Annotated in this window: 18 protein-coding genes, 2 tRNA genes and 1 pseudogene; 9 read left to right on the top strand and 12 right to left on the bottom strand. The window is 62.1% G+C overall.

The features are described 5' to 3' along the window. The first annotated feature begins 43 nt into the window (after positions 1-43). Positions 44-1,138: a YgfZ/GcvT domain-containing protein gene (locus ACMFWR_RS10360; RefSeq protein ID WP_413191589.1), complete on the top strand. Its 1,095-nt coding sequence runs from the start codon at positions 44-46 to the stop codon at positions 1,136-1,138. Here ACMFWR_RS10360 and ACMFWR_RS10355 read toward each other — a convergent pair. Both ACMFWR_RS10355 and ACMFWR_RS10350 read right to left on the bottom strand, forming a co-directional pair. Further along, the gene (locus ACMFWR_RS10355; RefSeq protein WP_413191588.1) at positions 1,114-1,587 is read right to left on the bottom strand and encodes a GNAT family N-acetyltransferase; all 474 of its coding nucleotides are present in this window, start codon (positions 1,585-1,587) and stop codon (positions 1,114-1,116) included. The genes ACMFWR_RS10360 and ACMFWR_RS10355 overlap by 25 nt on opposite strands. A 32-nt stretch (positions 1,588-1,619) precedes the next feature. Beyond that, positions 1,620-2,582: an alpha/beta hydrolase gene (locus tag ACMFWR_RS10350; protein ID WP_413191587.1), complete on the bottom strand. Its 963-nt coding sequence runs from the start codon at positions 2,580-2,582 to the stop codon at positions 1,620-1,622. 269 nt (positions 2,583-2,851) lie between these two features. On the opposite strand from ACMFWR_RS10350, the gene ACMFWR_RS10345 reads away from it, so the two are divergent. Together ACMFWR_RS10345 and ACMFWR_RS10340 are read left to right on the top strand one after the other, a co-directional pair. After that, the gene (locus tag ACMFWR_RS10345) at positions 2,852-3,151 is read left to right on the top strand and encodes a superinfection immunity protein (RefSeq protein ID WP_413191586.1); all 300 of its coding nucleotides are present in this window, start codon (positions 2,852-2,854) and stop codon (positions 3,149-3,151) included. A 120-nt stretch (positions 3,152-3,271) separates the two neighbouring features. Then, entirely contained in the window at positions 3,272-4,471 is a 1,200-nt protein-coding gene (locus tag ACMFWR_RS10340) for an FUSC family protein (protein WP_413191585.1), read from the top strand. Between the two features lie 29 nt (positions 4,472-4,500). Here ACMFWR_RS10340 and ACMFWR_RS10335 read toward each other — a convergent pair whose 3' ends face one another. From ACMFWR_RS10335 to ssuE, 6 genes are all read right to left on the bottom strand, one after another. Then, positions 4,501-4,716, bottom strand: coding sequence for a TOBE domain-containing protein (locus ACMFWR_RS10335; RefSeq protein ID WP_413191584.1), 216 nt, complete (start codon positions 4,714-4,716; stop codon positions 4,501-4,503). Positions 4,717-4,759: 43 nt separating this feature from the next. Beyond that, positions 4,760-5,764, bottom strand: coding sequence for an ATP-binding cassette domain-containing protein (locus tag ACMFWR_RS10330; RefSeq protein ID WP_413191583.1), 1,005 nt, complete (start codon positions 5,762-5,764; stop codon positions 4,760-4,762). A 97-nt stretch (positions 5,765-5,861) separates the two neighbouring features. After that, complete coding sequence (ssuC, locus tag ACMFWR_RS10325) at positions 5,862-6,740, bottom strand: aliphatic sulfonate ABC transporter permease SsuC (protein WP_413191582.1); 879 nt, start codon at positions 6,738-6,740, stop codon at positions 5,862-5,864. A 73-nt stretch (positions 6,741-6,813) separates the two neighbouring features. Then, positions 6,814-7,962 (bottom strand): FMNH2-dependent alkanesulfonate monooxygenase, encoded by a 1,149-nt coding sequence (gene ssuD, locus ACMFWR_RS10320; protein WP_413191581.1) that lies wholly within the window; start codon positions 7,960-7,962, stop codon positions 6,814-6,816. 82 nt (positions 7,963-8,044) lie between these two features. Continuing rightward, the gene (locus ACMFWR_RS10315) at positions 8,045-9,022 is read right to left on the bottom strand and encodes a sulfonate ABC transporter substrate-binding protein (RefSeq protein ID WP_413191580.1); all 978 of its coding nucleotides are present in this window, start codon (positions 9,020-9,022) and stop codon (positions 8,045-8,047) included. Positions 9,023-9,187: 165 nt separating this feature from the next. After that, complete coding sequence (gene ssuE, locus ACMFWR_RS10310; protein ID WP_413191579.1) at positions 9,188-9,874, bottom strand: NADPH-dependent FMN reductase; 687 nt, start codon at positions 9,872-9,874, stop codon at positions 9,188-9,190. A 260-nt stretch (positions 9,875-10,134) separates the two neighbouring features. Between ssuE and ACMFWR_RS10305 the strand changes: the two genes are divergently transcribed. Further along, a complete protein-coding gene (locus ACMFWR_RS10305; protein ID WP_413191578.1) occupies positions 10,135-10,560 on the top strand; it encodes a hypothetical protein in 426 nt (141 codons plus the stop codon). Between the two features lie 494 nt (positions 10,561-11,054). On the opposite strand, the gene ACMFWR_RS10300 is transcribed toward ACMFWR_RS10305, so the two are convergent. Together ACMFWR_RS10300 and ACMFWR_RS10295 are read right to left on the bottom strand one after the other, a co-directional pair. Continuing rightward, positions 11,055-11,375, bottom strand: a complete 321-nt coding sequence (locus ACMFWR_RS10300; protein ID WP_413191577.1) for a DUF1488 domain-containing protein — start codon at positions 11,373-11,375, stop codon at positions 11,055-11,057. Next, positions 11,353-11,778, bottom strand: a complete 426-nt coding sequence (locus ACMFWR_RS10295) for a hypothetical protein (protein WP_413191576.1) — start codon at positions 11,776-11,778, stop codon at positions 11,353-11,355. Before ACMFWR_RS10295 ends, ACMFWR_RS10300 begins: the two co-directional genes overlap by 23 nt. A 362-nt stretch (positions 11,779-12,140) precedes the next feature. On the opposite strand from ACMFWR_RS10295, the gene ACMFWR_RS10290 reads away from it, so the two are divergent. Continuing rightward, on the top strand, positions 12,141-12,437 hold the full coding sequence (locus ACMFWR_RS10290) for a hypothetical protein (RefSeq protein ID WP_413191575.1): 297 nt from the start codon (positions 12,141-12,143) through the stop codon (positions 12,435-12,437). A 229-nt stretch (positions 12,438-12,666) separates the two neighbouring features. Here ACMFWR_RS10290 and ACMFWR_RS10285 read toward each other — a convergent pair. Then, positions 12,667-12,743, bottom strand: a tRNA-Met gene (locus ACMFWR_RS10285). Positions 12,744-12,931: 188 nt separating this feature from the next. Continuing rightward, positions 12,932-13,008: transfer RNA gene (locus tag ACMFWR_RS10280), tRNA-Met, on the bottom strand. A 238-nt stretch (positions 13,009-13,246) separates the two neighbouring features. Here ACMFWR_RS10280 and ACMFWR_RS10275 point away from each other — a divergent pair. The 4 genes and pseudogenes from ACMFWR_RS10275 (at position 13,247) to ACMFWR_RS10260 (ending at position 16,832) form a co-directional block, all read left to right on the top strand. Continuing rightward, the gene (locus tag ACMFWR_RS10275; protein ID WP_413191574.1) at positions 13,247-13,792 is read left to right on the top strand and encodes an NUDIX hydrolase; all 546 of its coding nucleotides are present in this window, start codon (positions 13,247-13,249) and stop codon (positions 13,790-13,792) included. 14 nt (positions 13,793-13,806) lie between these two features. Then, positions 13,807-14,556, top strand: coding sequence for a leucyl/phenylalanyl-tRNA--protein transferase (aat, locus tag ACMFWR_RS10270; protein WP_413191573.1), 750 nt, complete (start codon positions 13,807-13,809; stop codon positions 14,554-14,556). 29 nt (positions 14,557-14,585) lie between these two features. Next, a pseudogene (locus ACMFWR_RS10265) lies at positions 14,586-15,551 on the top strand (arginyl-transferase family protein); the annotation flags it as partial. A gap of 258 nt (positions 15,552-15,809) precedes the next feature. Continuing rightward, positions 15,810-16,832 carry a quinone-dependent dihydroorotate dehydrogenase gene (locus tag ACMFWR_RS10260; RefSeq protein WP_413191572.1) on the top strand — a complete coding sequence of 341 codons (1,023 nt, stop codon included), beginning with the start codon at positions 15,810-15,812 and terminating at the stop codon, positions 16,830-16,832. Positions 16,833-17,152: the final 320 nt, after the last annotated feature.

Here is a 17,152-nt window from a genome sequence, read left to right as displayed (position 1 = left end):
ATATAATACTTGCTTGCCCCTATTAGATCACCGTCGGGTGTTTATGACCGCCGCTTCTCATTCGCCTTCGTCCGCTTCGTCGCTCAACGCTGCATCCGCCAATGGCGCGGATGCTCCGGCCGCCGCCTCTGCCGCAGCCCATCCGAGCCCTCTCGCGTCGTCGCCTTTACCCGTCGCCGCCGATTTCGACCATGCCGCTGAAAAGGCGGCGTATGCCGTACTGAACCAGTTTGCTGTGATCGACGTCGCGGGCGCCGATGCCGCCTCGTTTCTGCACGCTCAGTTGACCAACGACGTCGAGTCGCTCGCAAGCGGCTCGGCACGCCTCGCCGGCTACTGCACGCCGAAGGGCCGCCTGCTAGCGAGCATGCTCGTCTGGCGCACGGGCGAGACGATCCGGATGCTGGCGTCGGCCGACCTCGCCGCGGGCGTGGTCAAGCGACTGTCGATGTTCGTCTTGCGCGCCAAGGCCAAGCTGGCCGATGTCACGGCGACGCACGTCGCGGTCGGCATCGTCGGCGATGCCACCGGCCCGCTGTCGGCGATTTTTCCTGCGTTGCCCGATACCGTGCATGGCGTGGTCAGCGGCGAAGCCGGCAGCCTGATTCGCGTGCCCGATGCGCCCGAAGGGCGCCAGCGCTTTCTCTGGGTCGCGACGCGCGAACAGTTCGACGCGAACTCGGGCGCGTTGACCAGCGCGCTGCGCCAGGTGCCGCCGGCTGTCTGGGACTGGCTCGACATCCACGCCGGCGAGCCGCGAATCACCGCCGCGACGCTCGAACAATTCGTCCCGCAGATGATCAATTTCGAAGTGCTCGGCGGCGTGAACTTCAAGAAGGGGTGCTATCCCGGGCAGGAAATCGTCGCGCGGAGCCAGTATCGCGGCACGATCAAGCGGCGCGCAATGCTCGCACACGTCAGTGCGGGTCAGGCGGGCGACGAGATCTTCGATTCGAGCGAACCCGATCAGCCGTGCGGCATGGTGATCAATGCCGCACCGGCACGTACGGGTGGCGTCGACTGCCTCATTGAGATCAAGCTCGCGTCAATCGAAAGCCCGTCGGTGCATGTGGGGAGCGCGACCGGACCGGCTTTGACGTTCTTGCCGCTGCCCTACGCGCTGCCTTCGGACAATTGAACGCCCGCGCGTAGTATCCGCATCATCTCGATGTGCGGAATGCCGGCCTCTTCGAACGGTTCGCCGACCACGACGAAGCCGCATTTCTCGTAGAGCGGCGTCACATAGGTCTGTGCATACAGGCGCGCCGCATCGTCACCACGCACACGCGCCGCCTCGACCAGTGCCTCGACAAGGCGCTGGCCGAGCCCGCCGCGCCGCGCGGACTTGAGCACCGCGACGCGTCCGATCCAGCCCTCGCTCAATAGTCGCGCGGTCGCCACCGGCTCTCTCACCGCTCCCACGCGATACGCCACGACATGGACCGACGTCGCATCGTCGGCGTCCCATTCGAGCTCCGCCGGAATGCCCTGCTCGCGAATGAACACCGCATCGCGGATTCGCGCCGCGTCCGGGCCAAGTTGTGCCCAGTCTCCCGTCACGATTTCAATGGAAGGCGCTTCGTGCATGGATATCCTGCCTGGCTGTGAAATGAAGAAAGTCAGTCGTTGCCAAACGCCCGCTTGAGCGCTTCGACCGCGTCGGCGTGAGCCTGAGCGACTTCAGGAACAAACCGGCCCATTTTGAAGAACTCGTGCACCATGCCCTCGTAGACGCGCAGCGTGACGTCGTTGCCCGCGTCGCGCAGCTTGGCCGCATAGGCACGGTCTTCGTCGAACAGCGGGTCGTATTCGGCCGCGGCGATCCACGCGGGTGCCAGACCGGAAAAACTCGCCGGCGCATTGATGTGGCCATCCAGCGGCGCGAAACGCCAGTCGTCCCGTTCCGCCCGATTGTGCACGTATTGCGCGAACATCCAGTCGATCGTTTTCCCCGATAGGAAGTAGCCGTCAGCGTACGCCGTGTGCGACGGCGTCGACTGATGTGCTCCGACACCCGGGTAGATCAGCAGTTGCAGGGCCAGCTTGAGGCCCGCATCACGCGCAAGAATCGCCGACACCGTGGCCAGCGTGCCGCCCGCGCTGTCGCCGCCGACTGCGATGCGCTCGGGATCGATGCCGTAGCTCAATGCATTGGCAAAGAGCCACTGAAGCGCGTCGAACGCATCTTCAACCGCGGTCGGAAACCGGTGTTCCGGCGCGAGCCGGTAGTCGACCGACAACACCATGCATTGCGCATCGCGTGCAAACAGACGGCACAACGTATCGTGCGTGTCGACATTGCCGACCACAAAGCCGCCCCCATGCGTGAACAGCAGCGCGGGCGCGGGGTGCGTCCAGTCCGGCTCGAAAGGCTGATAGAAGCGCACGCGGATCGAACTGCCGTCCCGTACCGGTACCTCGAGATCCTCGACTCGCGCCAGCGGCGCCGGCGCCACATCGAGAATCGGCGCGCTACGCGCATAGGACGCGCGCGCGTCTTCCGGCGACAGGGTGTGAAGCGGCGCGAATTTCGATCGGGCAATCGAGTCCAGCAACTGTGCAACCTTGAGATTCAACGGCATTGAATAGATCGAGGAGACGGGAAAAGGCCGGCCGTATGATCGCACGCCGCCGTGATTCGTTAAATTCACCCGCAAAATGAAAGTAAATCGAAAGATAGAGCCGTATTGCTCTGACTTTTCGACCCATTTATAGGCTATTGATCCGATAGGCGCGCATAAACTGAACAGACTCTTGCACGAATCCGGGTTAATACTGAGTTCACTCAGGATTAGACTGTTTAAACCGTCACCCCAGAGACGACGGATTCTGATTCGCCGGAGAAAACGACATGTTGAAATCGGTTATTGAATTTGCGGCCATTGCAGTTGCTGTGTCGGTGTATTTCCTGCCGTCGATCCTTGCGGATCAACGCAAGCACTCCGATACGCTCGTGATCGCACTCTTCAATGCCGTACTCGGCTGGAGCGTGATCGGCTGGGTCATCGCACTGGTATGGTCGTTGACACCTTCGCACTCGCATTCGCCGCGGACCATCACATTGATGAAGCGCGAGCTCCAGACAGTCACAGTCACGGCGGCCATCGTCACGCGCGCCCAGCGGCGTGACCGCAACAACAGCGGTTACTGATTGCACGTGTGATTGTGCGTGTGATTGCACGCGTTATGGCACGCCCCGACATAAGGCGGCGTGCCAGGAAACATTCGGTTCATATTCCCAATTGGGTCAGGCTCACGTAAATTCGGGCCAATGAGGCCCTCTCCCATCGTCCGCTTGCGCCTGAGTGCGCGCACTCTGCTCCGGCAGATCACCGACCCGTACCGCCGCTATCGGCATGCGAAATTCATTCATGCATTCCGTGTGGCCGCGGCGTTGCTGGCATCGATTGCGCTCACTACGGGCATTGACTTGCCGCATGGAGAATGGGCGTCGATCACAGTGTTGATCGTTATCGGCGGCTTGCAGCATCACGGCAATATCCGCAAGAAGTCGGCTGAGCGCGCGCTCGGCACACTGATCGGCGCGACCGGCGGCCTGCTGCTCATTCTCGTGCAGTCATCGTTTCACCTGCCCGCCCTGACCTACACCTTGATGTCGATCGGCTGCGGTATCGCTGCCTATTACGCGATCGGGCCGGCCGGGTATATCGCGCTGCTCGGCGGCATCACGATGATGATTGTGGCGGGTCACGGCGATGCGGAGTTCAGCGACGGCTTGTGGCGAACGGCCGATGTGCTGATCGGTATCGTGATCGCGCTGCTGTTTTCGTTCGCGCTGCCGCTCTACGCCACGTATTCATGGCGCTACAAACTCGCCGACGGATTGCGCGACTGCGCGCGGCTCTACTCGCGCATCGTCAGCGGGCAGTCCGTGGTCGACGACGAACACGTGAAGATCCTGGTGCGCCAGGGCACGATGCTCGTGCAACTGCGCGCCCTGCTGCCGTCCGTCGCGAAAGAGATCGACGTGCCATCGTCGCGTCTTGAAGCGATTCAGCGCAATCTGCGGGGAATTATCGGCGCGCTGGAAATGCTCACCGCGGTCCACGTCGACGAATCCGATACGGCGGCGCGCGCGCTGATTGCGAACGCACTCGCAGCGGACGACCGCCGGATTCGCGAGACGCTCGTGGGCATCGCGCGCGCGCTCAAATACGGCACGGTCGCGCGGCTGCGTCCCTGGCGCGCGAGCCGGGGCGTCGGCACATCTGTCGAGACGCCCGACACCGCCGCCCCATCGCCGCTCCTCGCCACACCCGTCTCGACAGAATCGTCTGCATTGCCGGGCACGCCTGCGGCGATGGACGCACCTGCCTCGATGGACGTTTTCACCTCCCCAGCCGGTTCGGCCGAGCTCGAGCGTTATCGATGGTTGACCGCGCAGTTACTCGAGCAGATCGACCTGCTTCGCCACCATCTCTCCGATTTCGCCGAGCACTGGAACATCTGACCCGACACTTCGAATCACTCGCGCGCGAGTTACAGACGCGCGATGGAAACCTCGGTCGACTTGACGAGCGCCACGACCTCCGCGCCCACCTTGAGGTCGAGTTCGTCGATCGAACGCGTGGTGATGACCGACGTCACAATGCCAAACGGCGTTTCGACATCGACTTCCGACACGACAGACCCGCGAATGATTTCCTTGACCTTGCCTTTGAATTGATTTCGCACATTGATCGCGCTGATCGTCATGGTATGTCCTGTTGAAATGAAAAGAAGAGTGGGTGAAACACAATCAAAGCGCCCAACGCACCTCGCCGGGCGAAAACACGCGCCGCGCTGCATCGGCATGCGACGCCGTCCCGCCGCCATCGTGGCCGTCGCCGGATCCATTCGATCCGTTCGAGCTGCGGAGCACACGCTGAAGCACGCTGTCTTCGAGTGCCGCAAACGCCGCACTGCCCCGTGCGCGTGGCCGTGCAAGCCCCACAGGCGTGTCGAGCGCAAGACGTCCTTGCTCGATCAGCACGATACGGTCGCCAAGCGCGACGGCCTCGTGAACATCGTGCGTCACGAGCAAGGCCGTGAAGCCGCGCTCGCGCCAGAGACGTTCGATGAGGCCGTGCATCTCGATGCGCGTGAGTGCATCGAGCGCGCCCAAAGGTTCGTCGAGCAGTAACAGTTCAGGCTCGTGCACGAGCGCGCGTGCCAGGGCGACACGCTGACGTTGGCCTCCCGAGAGCTCGGCGGGCCAGTCGTTTTCGCGCTCCGCGAGCCCGACATCGGCGAGCACCGCACGCGCACGTGCCCGTGCGTGTTTCGGCATACCCAGCATCACGTTCTCGAGCACGGTCTTCCACGGCAGCAGGCGCGCATCCTGGAACATGATCCGTGTCTCGAGCGGCGTGCCGTCGTCGCGGCGTGCTTGCAGCGAACCTTCGTCGATCGACTCGAGACCGGCAACAAGCCTGAGCAAGGTCGACTTGCCGCAGCCGCTGCGCCCCACGATCGCCACGAAGCTGCCACGCTCGATATTCAGATCGAAATGCTCGAGCACGGTGCGCTCACCGTAGCGCTTGGCGACGCGCTCGAGCGCAACAGCGACCGGACGCGGTGTGGCGCGGCTGGTTGCCGGTGCTTGCGCCGCATGGTCGCCTTCACGGTCGAAATGCAGCGGCTTCAGCGTTGCCTGACTATTCGTCGCGCGCTGCGAATCGAAACCCGATCCCAGCTCAGCCTCGATATCGAGGCTCGTGACGCCCGGGAAAGGCGTCTGAATCAAACTGGCGGTGCCGCTCATAGGCCCTGCTCCACGAAAGACGATGGCAAAGAGCGATCACGCTCTCGGCACGTTTACCTGCAATGCAGACGGAAACCGTTCGGACCACATCGTGTCCTCAACGTGCGCGGCTCTTCTTGCGATACGCGGGGTTCCAGCGCAAGACACGGCGTTCGATCGCGGTCGCGATCACATCGGCCAGCTTGCCGAGCAAGGCGTAAAGCAGGATGCCGACCAGCACGACGTCGGTTTGCAAAAACTCGCGGGCATTCATCGTCATGTAGCCAATGCCCGATTGCGCAGACACGGTTTCCGCAACGATCAATGTGACCCACATCAGTCCCAGCGCGAACCGCACACCCACCAGGATCGAGGGCAAGGCGCCCGGCAGGATGACATCGCGATAGAGCGGCCAACCCGACAGTCCGTAGCTCTGCGCCATCTCGATCAGGTTGCGATCGACCGAGCGAATGCCGTGATACGTGTTCAGGTAAATCGGAAAGAACACGCCCAGCGCCACCAGAAACAACTTCGCTTCTTCGCCAATCCCGAACCAGAGAATGACAAGGGGGATCATTGCAAGCGCCGGGATATTGCGGATCATCTGCAAGGTCGAATCGAGCGCGAGTGCGACGTTGCGCGACACGCCTGTGGCCAGGCCGAACACCAGTCCGAGCGTGCCCCCGACGGCGAAGCCCGCCAGCGCACGCAGCGTGCTGACCTTGACGTTGTCCCACATCGACCCGTCGAGTGCGAGACCCCAGGCCGCCTTGATGACGGCGAGCGGCTCGGGCAACACGCGCGTTGAAATCCACTGCTCGCGCGCCCCGGTCTCCCACACCGCAAGGATCAGCAACGGCAGCAGCCATGGCACGATCGAAGCGAACGTCACCGGATAAGGCGCGCGGCGCGGCAAGGGGCGTGCCTGTGATGTGGCCTGCGGTGTGGCCTGCGAGGTGGCCTGCGATGAGGCTTTTGATGTGAGCGGCGTCGCCATTGTCGTTCTCCGGGACCCGTGTCAATGAGCCGATCAGCGCGCGGGGGTCTGCGCGATCGGCACACGGTGTTGATCAGCTTTGCGACACCTTCGGCAAATAACTGTTGCCGACGATCTCTCCGAACGGACCCGACAACGGGCCGCCAATCTGTTCACGCTGCTTGCGCGGCAGCAACGGGAACACGAGCTCCGCGAACCGGTACGACTCCTCGAGATGCGGATAGCCCGACAGAATGAAGGTTTCGATCCCGAGCTCGCCATACTCCTTCATGCGTGCGGCGACCTCTTCGGGGTTGCCGACCAGCGCCGTCCCTGCACCGCCTCGCACCAGGCCGACACCAGCCCAGATATTCGGTGCAACCTCGAGCTTGTCGCGGCGTCCGCCATGCAAGGCAGCCATGCGCCGCTGCCCTTCCGAGTCCATCTTCGCGAACGCCGCTTGTGCGCGGGCGATCGTCTCGTCGTCGAGCCGGCTGATGAGCTTGTCCGCCGCTGCCCACGCTTCTTGCGACGTCTCGCGCACGATCACGTGAAAGCGGATGCCGAAACGGATCGTGCGGCCCTGATCGGCTGCGCGCTTGCGGATGTCGGCGATCTTCTTTTCGACTGCCTCGAGCGGCTCGCCCCAGGTCAGGTACGTATCGATATGCGTACCGGCCATCGCGTGCGCAGCCGGCGACGAGCCGCCAAACCACAGCGGCGGATGCGGCTTCTGCACGGGCGGATAGAGCGACTTGCCGCCTTTGCTCCTCAGATGCTTGCCGATGAAATCGATCGATCCGTTGTCGTGCGATGCCTCGAGTATCTGACGCCAGATATGCAGAAACTCGTCCGTGATCTCGTATCGCTCGTCGTGGTTCGTGAAGACGCCGTCGCCTTCGAGCTCCGTTGCATCGCCACCGGTCACCACGTTGATCAGCAAGCGGCCACCGGACAGACGATCGAACGTCGCGGCCATGCGCGCAGCGAGCGCCGGCGATGTGATGCCGGGACGAATCGCAACGAGGAATTTCAAGCGCCGCGTCGCGCCGATCAGGCTCGATGCGACGACCCACGCGTCTTCGCACGAACGGCCGGTGGGCAGCAACACACCCTCATAGCCGAGCGTGTCAGCGGCGACCGCGATTTGCCGGAAATAGTCGAAGCTCGCTTCGCGTGCCCCCTCCGAGGTGCCCAGGTAGCGACTGTCGCCGTGTGTCGGGATAAACCAGAAAACGTTCATGTGCTGCGGTCCTTGTTCGAATGGGCTTTGGCCCGGGCGGTTCGAAGGCTGTGCTTCGTCGCCCGATCACTGAGGTCTGCCCTCAAGCCTTCCATTGCGCCTGCTTCACTTCGAGCTTGCGGGGAATGAGTTTGAGATCGGTGAACGTGTCGGCGATGTTCTGCTGATACGCGATGGTTTCGTCCGTGATCGGCTGCACGCCGTACGAGTACCGGTTCACAGCGAGATCGATCACGGCCGGGTCGAGCCCAGTCTGAGGTGCGAGCACGCGCGTGATCTCCGCCGGATTGGCCTTGCCCCACACGTCGACTTCGCGAAGTTCATCGAGCACGGTCCGCACGAGATCCGGCGACTGCTCGGCATATTTGCGCGCCGATACGTAGAACTGGAGATTGCGCACGAGTCCTGTTCCATCGATGAGCACTTTGCCGCCCGCATGCTGGATCGAAGCAAAGTACGGATCCCAGATGACCCACGCATCGACGTTGTTCTGTTCGAACGCGGCGCGGGCATCGGCCGGCGCGAGGTACACCGGCTGGATATCGGTGTACTTGAGATTGGCCGCCGCCAGTGCACGCACGAGCAGGTAGTGCACATTCGAGCCGCGATTGAGCGCGACCTTCTTGCCGCGCAGATCCGCGACGGAGCGGATCGTCGAATTCTTCGGAATCACGATCGCTTCCGATGACGGCGCGGCCGGCTCGTTGCCGATATACACAAAATCCACGCCGCCGGCCTGCGCGAAGATCGGCGGCGTTTCGCCGACGGTGCCGAGATCGACGGCGCCGGCATTCAGCCCCTCGAGCAATTGAGGGCCGGCCGGGAACTCGAGCCACTGAACGGTGGCGCCCTGGGCCGCGAGCCGCTTCTCGAGTGTGCCGCGCGCCTTGAGAATCACAAACGTTCCGTACTTCTGGTATCCGATGCGCACGACTTTGCTGCCTTGAGTGGCGGCACGCGCAACGCCGGTGGTACCGAGCGCGGCACCAAGTGTAACTGCAGCAGATACACGCAAGAGTTGACGCTTGCGTGCATCGATCGGGTGTGGATCGTGGCTCATGATGGTGTGTTCTTGAATTCGATGGTCCGGACGAGACGCAGCCGCACGCCGCAACGCGGTGCTGGCGCGTCGATCGAAGTGGTTATGACATGTCTGTGCAAAAAACAGACGGCGTACCCGCATCACGCCGCGGGCAGGCCGTCAGGTGCGACGTTCACTCACGCGTCAGTCCTGACATCGGGAAGGCACCGGCGCCAGTACGACCTCGCGATGGCCCGCGCCGCCGTGCTGCGTGGAATGACTGTCCGTTGCATACGCCGCCACCGCTGCCGCGTGCGACGTATCGTCACGGCTTCGTTGTTCACGATGTGCCTTGAGTTCGACCTGGTCGAACCAGACGCGAACGAGCTGATCGATCGATTGCGTGAGGCGCTCGACCACAGGCGGTCCGGCCTCGTAACCGCGCTCACCCGATGGCACTTCCGTGTCCGTCGCAAATACATTGGCGAGTACGTGACGTGCGCCGAGCGACGACAGAACGGGCTTGAGCGCGTAGTCGAGCGCGAGCAGATGCGCAAGACTGCCGCCCGTCGCGATCGGCAACACCAGCTTGCCCGTCAGCCCTGTCTGAGGCAGCAGATCCAGGAAGGTCTTGACCAAACCGCTATAGGCCACTTTGTAGACCGGCGTCGCGATCACCACGGCTTGCGCATGTTCGACAAGTTCGAGCGCTTCGCGAATGGCCGGGTGTCCGAAATCCGCATGAAGCAAGGCCTCCGCCGGCAAGTCGCGAGGCTCGATGCGCCGCGTCGCGATGCCGCGCGCATGCAGCGAAGCTTCGGCGGCGCTCAGCAGATAGGTGCTCCGCGAGCGTGCGGCAGGACTTCCGGAAATCGTAACGACATAAGACATCGGGCAGGCTTCCTCGTGGCTTTCTCAGCGTCGGTCCGTACAAGCAGCGCACACGCCTTTCACGAAACATCGGACATGGCGCGCTTCATTGGAGGCCAGTCTAAGGAGCACCCTGATCTTTTAGAACGATTGATTTTTGCTTAGGTTGTGCGATTTCGTGCTTTGCGTTGCGTGCACGCATCTCGTGCACGCACGCCCGCCCCTATAATGGCGCCCTGGCTTACGGTCGTCGCCTTCGACGCCGCCCTGAACCGAGCGTCATGCAACGAATCATCCTGCCTTATCTCGCGGGCTTTCTCGCGGTCATCTTTTTCCAGCAGCCAACGGTCGAGCTGCTGCACCTCGCGGGCGCGACTGTGAACACGGCTTACCCGCTCGCTCCCGTACCGCCGCTCGGCGTGCCGGGATTCGTCATGTCCGCATTGATCAATGGCGTGATCGCCATCGTCATGGCGTGGCTGCTTCGCGTATCGCCCTCACGCCCGGCACCGTGGATCGGTGCGATTGTGTTCGGCGGCATTGCGCTGACCGCGATTTCGATTTTCGTGATCGGACCGCTGCGAGGCGAATGGCCAAGCGGCAATATCCTGCCGCGCATTGCATTCGAGTTTGTGATTGATGCGATGTGGGGATGGGGCGCATTGATTTTCATGCGCGCCTTCATGGGATCGGATCTGGGAGATTGACCGCGATCTGATGGCTATTGCGTGACGGCTATTGCAGGATGCCTATCGCAGCCGCCGCATGACGCTTACTTGGCACTTACTTAGCGCTTATTCAGCGCCGACGTCCGATTCGCCCAACACGGGCTCGCCGAGAACAGGGGGTGACGTTCGCGGAGTGAGTCCGGCCTCACGAAAGTGACTCACGACGGACACAATTGCGATCACAACCGCTGCGGCCGTTAAACCTGCAGCGATTGCAAAGAACACATAAGAATTGAAGTCGCCCATGGCGGGCCCCCGAAGTCTGTTGTTGTCGATCGCCTATGCCTAAGCAAGCACCGTGCCGTCGCTTGCACTCCCCTACAGACAAAGGCTTCACGCGATTTCGATCCGATTGTCGAATGCGCAGTTGTAACTTTGAAATGCTTTTTGTTACCAAATTGCCAAGGCTCATTGAACACCGGTTTGCGCCAACGCGCTTACCGGCATGAGCACTTTGCAGATGCGTGCGCCGTTCAGACTGAACGCGCATGAATCGACGGCTTCCGGTATACCGAAAACGCCGATCCGGGCGGGAAATGACCGCTCTTGAGCAAAATGGGAGCGCCATTGGAAAGACGCAGATGCTGGCGCGCCGCTTCCTCAATGGTTTCGCGTCCGGACACAAACGCATGGCGCCAGGCGTCGACATTGCACGCATGGGCGCCGAAGTGATCTTCAAGCGCTTCGACTGATATCGCGCACGGCACGATGCGACCATCGACGTGCGCGGCAAATGTCAGCGTGAGATTGTCCGAGCTGTAGGCCGGCTCGCTATCTGGAAATTCGATCTGCATCGTCTTCCTCCGCGGAAGCACCTTGCGGCCTTGTATTGTAGCGAAGGTCGAACAGCGTGCGAGGGACGTCGATCACAAACAATGAGCGCGAGTGGGCGCCGTCATAAGAAAACTGCAAAGACTGTGCGAGAACGCGAAGCGACGCGCGAATGCGTTCGCGATGTGCAACCTCGAGTTGCCCGTATCGCTCGAGCAAGTCGGCTTCGAAACGAAACAGCACACCCCAATTGAGATTGCCGGCGTGATCGCGCGAGCCTTCCGTTCGCCAGCTGATAAAAAGCGCCGGCGCGGCATCCGCTCCGACCTCCCGGACCTCGGATGTCTGCGGGAAAAGGTCGGCGACGGCTTCGACGAGCTCGAGGAGTGCCGGATTCTGGATCTGAATGTTGTGGTTTCCTTGCATGTATGACACCGATTAACTCGATGCCATTGACAGTGCAGGCGCTGTGCCCAGGCCGCCCCGACGCTGCACTTTAAAACGGTTGTTGCCGGCGCTTACACCCCTGTTGCCACTGCTTACGACTCTGCAACAGAAGGCACACCGATTGCTCCGTCGAGGCACGTTGATTGCTGCAACGCTGCGTCGCCATTGACAGACTTCCGAGGTCGACGATGCACAACCATGTGCCGCATTCCGAACACAGCCTCCGCGCCGATCACCCTGGTCTATTGAATCGCGCAGACCACAATGAGCCGCACGATCGGCCTTCGTCATTCCGCAACATGACAGCGCCCGCGATACGTTATTGGCGATGTGTTTCAACCATGACGATGCTGGCGTTTGCAGCATTCATCGGCGTCGGCGTGACCGCTTGCAGCACGAGTTCAACAGACCTTGTGCATTTACCCGACGGTCAGTCCGGGTTTGCAGTCAACTGCAGCGGCTCGGGATCCGGCTCGAGTTGGGCCGAGTGTTATCAGCGCGCCGGAGATGCGTGTGGCGCGAGTGGCTATGACATCGTCTCGAAGGACAACGATGATGGCGCTGCGGCAGGGGGTGGCGTGAGCAATATCGCGACCGCGAATGTCAAAAGCCGTTCGATGGTGATCCGCTGCAAATAGCCGGATGAACGAGAAGTGGATAGCCGCGGTTTCAATCCGCAGGCGCCGATCCGGTGAACTTGATACGCATTGCACCCGGAGACCTTGATGCGCATCGCGCGCGTTGACAGTCAAACGCTCGACACTTTGCACGCAATCATGCGCGTCATTCGCGTCGACATGCACGTTCTGGACAGGCAATAAAAAACCCGGCGTAGAGCCGGGTTTTTTAACAACCTCAAAGAGGGATTGGTTGCGGGGGTAGGATTTGAACCTACGACCTTCGGGTTATGAGCCCGACGAGCTGCCAGACTGCTCCACCCCGCGCCCGTATGAAATCTTTCGATATCGTGTCGGCGATCCGTGCGGCGACTGGCTTAGAAGCTCGCGATGTGTTGCTTTCTCATTGCCCTGCGACAACCTGCTTCGCATGACCTGCATCACGACGCTACTTCATGCGATGTGAACCGTACAACGTGGTCAATGACCCGGCTCAACATCATCAAATTCTGGCTTGGTTGCGGGGGTAGGATTTGAACCTACGACCTTCGGGTTATGAGCCCGACGAGCTGCCAGACTGCTCCACCCCGCGTCCGTCGAAAGATGAGATTATAGGGAACCCTGCGAGTCCGCGCAACGTCTTTCTTCGCTTGCTATCAAATCGCACTGCCCGACGCCCTTTGTACGCGGATTCAATGATGGCGTGATGACGTGTCCGGGCAGCGTATATAAGCAATGTCCTGGGGCAATGAATAGAGCACTGCATGGGGCCAATGCTAAACTCGCTGCATTCCAATCTAGTGCCCCCTGTTCGGCGCGCATTGTCCTCGATGAAATTCTGTTCAGTCTGCGGCCACGCCGTGAGCTCGCGCATTCCTCCGGGTGACAATCGCGAACGTTTCGTCTGCGACAACTGTGGCACGATCCACTATCAGAACCCGCGCAACGTCGTCGGCACCGTGCCGGTCTGGGAAGACAAGGTGCTGCTGTGCCGCCGCGCGATCGAACCACGCTACGGATTCTGGACCCTGCCTGCAGGGTTCATGGAACTCGGCGAAACCACGTCGCATGCCGCGGCGCGCGAGACACTCGAGGAAGCCGGCGCGCGCGTCGAAGTGCAGAGCCTGTTCTCATTGCTCAACGTGCCGCACGTGCACCAGGTGCACCTGTTCTATCTTGCGCGGCTGCTCGACATCGACGTCGAGGCCGGCGAGGAAAGCCTCGAAGTGCGTCTGTTTTCCGAAGACGAGATCCCTTGGGAAGACATCGCCTTCCCGACCGTGGGCCAGACGCTGCGCTTTTTCTTCGCGGATCGCGCGGGAGGTCATTTCGGTCTGCATACGGGCGATATCTTCCGCGCGCTGCGCGACGGCTGATCCGGAGCGGCTCGATGGTCCCCTGGCTGCGTGCGGACGATCCGTTCCCCCCGCTTGAACATGCGCTCGGACCCTCGAGCGGTGCTGCCGGACTGCTCGCCGCCACTGGCGAGCTCAGTGCGCAGCGCCTGCTCGACGCGTATCGCTGCGGCATTTTTCCGTGGTATTCGAATGGTCAACCCGTGCTCTGGTGGAGTCCGGACCCCCGCATGGTGTTGCAACCCGAGCGGTTTCGTCTGACCAAGTCGTTCGCCAAGACGCTTCGGCATGTGCTTCGCGATGAGGCGTGGGAGATTCGCGTCGACGACCACTTTACCGAGGTTATGCGCGCGTGCGCACGTGCGCCGCGCATTGGACAGGACGGCACGTGGATCACGCCCGAAGTCATCGCCGCGTATTCGGCGCTGTATCGGCAGGGTCTCGCGCACAGCGTCGAAGCCTGGTACCAGGGCCGGCGTGTCGGCGGCTTGTATGGCGTATCGCTTGGCACGATGTTTTTTGGCGAGTCAATGTTCGCCTCACGTACCGATGCGTCGAAGATCGCGCTGGCGGCGCTCGTGGGCCACTTGCGTGCGCATGGAGTGCAAATGATAGACTGCCAGCAGAACACCTCGCATCTGGCGTCGCTCGGGGCCTTCGAAATCGCACGACGCGATTTCATCACGCATCTGCGCGGCGCGGTCGATGCGCCACCGATTCCGTGGCGCTTCGACAAGACGGTGCTCGAAGCCGTACCGGGTTTCCAACCCGTGAGTGAGCAATAAGGGTTCGCCCATTTGCCGAGGCCAGCAGCGTGACGCACCCCAACGAATTACCGCTGTCGCCATTGTCTGCATTGCAGTTCTATGCGACGGCGCCCTATCCGTGCAGCTATCTGGACGGGCGTATCGCACGCTCGCAGGTTGCGACGCCCAGCCATCTGATCAATTCGGATGTGTATTCAGAACTGGTTCGCGCCGGCTTCCGGCGTTCGGGCGTCTTTACCTATCGCCCCTATTGCGACGGCTGCCGCGCCTGTGTGCCCGTGCGCGTCCCGGTTGCGGCGTTCGTACCGAACCGGACCCAAAAGCGCACGATCCGGCAGCATGGCGATCTCGTCGCGACTGTGTCTCCGCTGCGCTACGACGAAGAGCACTATGCGCTCTACATGCGCTACCAATCCGTACGTCATGCGGGCGGCGGCATGGATCGCGACAGCCGTGACCAATACGAGCAATTCCTGCTGCAGAGCCGGATCAACTCCCGGCTTGTCGAGTTCCGTGAGCCGGTCGAGCCCGAACTCGCCGATGAATCGGAATCGATGACGCAGCGCGACAGCGCGCAAGCGGCGGACCGCCCCGACCTCACCGATGCGCTCATGAACGAGCTCAACCCCACGATGTCCTCGGGCTCGAACGAATCAGCGGATCAAGCCTATCAGGTAGCCGGCACCTCGGCCGACGACCCAAGCGACGCGGACCCGGTGCGTGCGTCGCAGCCGGACGCACATCCGACAGTCGGCGAAACCGTCACGGCCCGGGCGCGCGAGCGCCGTCCACGCGGCACGCTGCGCATGATCAGCATGATCGACATCCTCGGAGACGGGCTGTCATCGGTATATACGTTTTTTGACCCGAGCGTCGAACGCGCGAGCTACGGCACCTACAACATCCTCTGGCAGATCGAGCAGGCACGGCAGCTGGGCCTGCCGTATATCTACCTCGGATACTGGATCCGTGAGAGCCGGAAGATGGCGTACAAGGCCAATTTCCAGCCGCTCGAAGGGCTCATCGATGGCCGCTGGAGGCCACTCGACCCCGAACAGACCGCGCTCGATCCGGTGGACGCGGCGATGCGCGGGCCAGCAGGCGGAACACGCGGCACGCCGCGCTAGTCAGTTCCCGCGGGGCACCACGGTCGAGCGAGGCCGCCTCGCGCGGAAACGCCAGGCTGCTGAGTCGATGCGTCGCACGCTGACTCATCCCCTTGATGTCGCCGCGCGGTTAAAATACGCGGTTTCCGTTTTGACGACCCCACTGTGTTCAGCTCCCTTTACCCGCTTGTGCGCCCGCATCTGTTCCGCATGGACGCGGAAGATGCCCACCATCTGACCTTGTCGATGCTGCGCGCCAGCGGCCGCACGGGACTCGCTTCGCTCGTCATGCCGCGTCCGGTCGAAGCACCGCGCACCGTCATGGGCCTGACGTTTCGCAACGCGGTCGGCCTTGCGGCAGGCCTCGACAAGGAAGGCTCGTGCATTGATGGCCTGGCCTCGCTGGGGTTCGGCTTTATCGAGGTCGGCACGGTCACGCCGCGCGCGCAGCCGGGCAATCCGAAGCCTCGCATGTTCCGTCTGCCTCAGGCACAGGCACTGATCAACCGTCTCGGCTTCAATAACGGCGGCGTCGAACAGTTCGTCAGCAACGTGCAGGCAGCCAACTACAAGGGCATTCTCGGGCTCAACATCGGCAAGAATGCCGACACCCCGATCGAGCGCGCCGCCGACGACTATCTGTTCTGCCTCGAGCGTGTTTACCCGTTCGCCAGCTACGTGACGATCAACATCTCGTCGCCGAACACCAAAAACCTGCGTCAGCTGCAAGGCGCCGGAGAACTCGACGCCCTCCTCGCCGCGCTCAAGGACAAGCAGAAGCGCCTCGACGACCTTCATGCGAAGCACGTGCCGCTCGTGCTCAAGATCGCCCCGGATCTCGACGATGCCCAGATCGACGATATCGCCGCGACGGTCCTGCGCCACGGCATCGAAGGCGTGATTGCAACGAATACGACGCTGTCGCGCACCGCCGTCACCGGTCTTCCGCACGCTGAGGAGACGGGTGGCCTGTCCGGGCGCCCGGTCTTCGACGCGTCGAACGAAGTGATCCGCAAGCTCCACGCGAAGTTCGGCAATGATGTGCCGATTATCGGGGTTGGTGGCATCCTGTCGGGAGACGACGCCAGACAGAAGCTCGACGCCGGTGCAGCGCTGGTCCAGCTCTATACGGGGCTGATCTATCGCGGCCCGGCGCTGGTACGTGAATGCGCGCGTGCGCTGGCCTGAGCTTGCCCGGGATCGTTCGGCCGTTCGACCGTTCTTTGGCTGATGCAGGTCTGCGCGGGTTTGCGCGAGATTCCGTCAATACAAACAAGCCCGTGCATACCTGCATGCGTCTGTACTTGCATCAAGCGTGGCATAAGAACATAAGGACATAAGCAAGGCGTATTTAGCTTCGCGGCTCTTGCTCAGTATGATGTGCACCCCATGGCACGGCGATCAGGCATCGACGTGCCAGCGGCAACGGATGAACCCAACGGATCGCGCCGCGCCAGCCACCACCCGGCCCGGCTTGCGCGTACGCGAACCGGATACACACTGCACCT

Origin of the sequence: Pararobbsia alpina, assembly GCF_965118125.1 — a bacterium.
Classification (GTDB): domain Bacteria; phylum Pseudomonadota; class Gammaproteobacteria; order Burkholderiales; family Burkholderiaceae; genus Pararobbsia; species Pararobbsia alpina_A.
Note: the sequence above shows the minus strand (reverse complement) of the source record. Positions and strands in the feature narration are given on the sequence as shown.

Bases quoted from the DNA above. Each gene is read 5' to 3' on its own strand.
- ACMFWR_RS10360 (WP_413191589.1), top strand. From the start codon at position 44: ATGACCGCCGCTTCTCATTCGCCTTCGTCCGCTTCGTCGCTCAACGCT.
- ACMFWR_RS10355 (WP_413191588.1), bottom strand. From the start codon at position 1,587: ATGCACGAAGCGCCTTCCATTGAAATCGTGACGGGAGACTGGGCACAA.
- ACMFWR_RS10350 (WP_413191587.1), bottom strand. From the start codon at position 2,582: ATGCCGTTGAATCTCAAGGTTGCACAGTTGCTGGACTCGATTGCCCGA.
- ACMFWR_RS10345 (WP_413191586.1), top strand. From the start codon at position 2,852: ATGTTGAAATCGGTTATTGAATTTGCGGCCATTGCAGTTGCTGTGTCG.
- ACMFWR_RS10340 (WP_413191585.1), top strand. From the start codon at position 3,272: ATGAGGCCCTCTCCCATCGTCCGCTTGCGCCTGAGTGCGCGCACTCTG.
- ACMFWR_RS10335 (WP_413191584.1), bottom strand. From the start codon at position 4,716: ATGACGATCAGCGCGATCAATGTGCGAAATCAATTCAAAGGCAAGGTC.
- ACMFWR_RS10330 (WP_413191583.1), bottom strand. From the start codon at position 5,764: ATGAGCGGCACCGCCAGTTTGATTCAGACGCCTTTCCCGGGCGTCACG.
- ssuC (WP_413191582.1), bottom strand. From the start codon at position 6,740: ATGGCGACGCCGCTCACATCAAAAGCCTCATCGCAGGCCACCTCGCAG.
- ssuD (WP_413191581.1), bottom strand. From the start codon at position 7,962: ATGAACGTTTTCTGGTTTATCCCGACACACGGCGACAGTCGCTACCTG.
- ACMFWR_RS10315 (WP_413191580.1), bottom strand. From the start codon at position 9,022: ATGAGCCACGATCCACACCCGATCGATGCACGCAAGCGTCAACTCTTG.
- ssuE (WP_413191579.1), bottom strand. From the start codon at position 9,874: ATGTCTTATGTCGTTACGATTTCCGGAAGTCCTGCCGCACGCTCGCGG.
- ACMFWR_RS10305 (WP_413191578.1), top strand. From the start codon at position 10,135: ATGCAACGAATCATCCTGCCTTATCTCGCGGGCTTTCTCGCGGTCATC.
- ACMFWR_RS10300 (WP_413191577.1), bottom strand. From the start codon at position 11,375: ATGCAGATCGAATTTCCAGATAGCGAGCCGGCCTACAGCTCGGACAAT.
- ACMFWR_RS10295 (WP_413191576.1), bottom strand. From the start codon at position 11,778: ATGCAAGGAAACCACAACATTCAGATCCAGAATCCGGCACTCCTCGAG.
- ACMFWR_RS10290 (WP_413191575.1), top strand. From the start codon at position 12,141: ATGACGATGCTGGCGTTTGCAGCATTCATCGGCGTCGGCGTGACCGCT.
- ACMFWR_RS10275 (WP_413191574.1), top strand. From the start codon at position 13,247: ATGAAATTCTGTTCAGTCTGCGGCCACGCCGTGAGCTCGCGCATTCCT.
- aat (WP_413191573.1), top strand. From the start codon at position 13,807: ATGGTCCCCTGGCTGCGTGCGGACGATCCGTTCCCCCCGCTTGAACAT.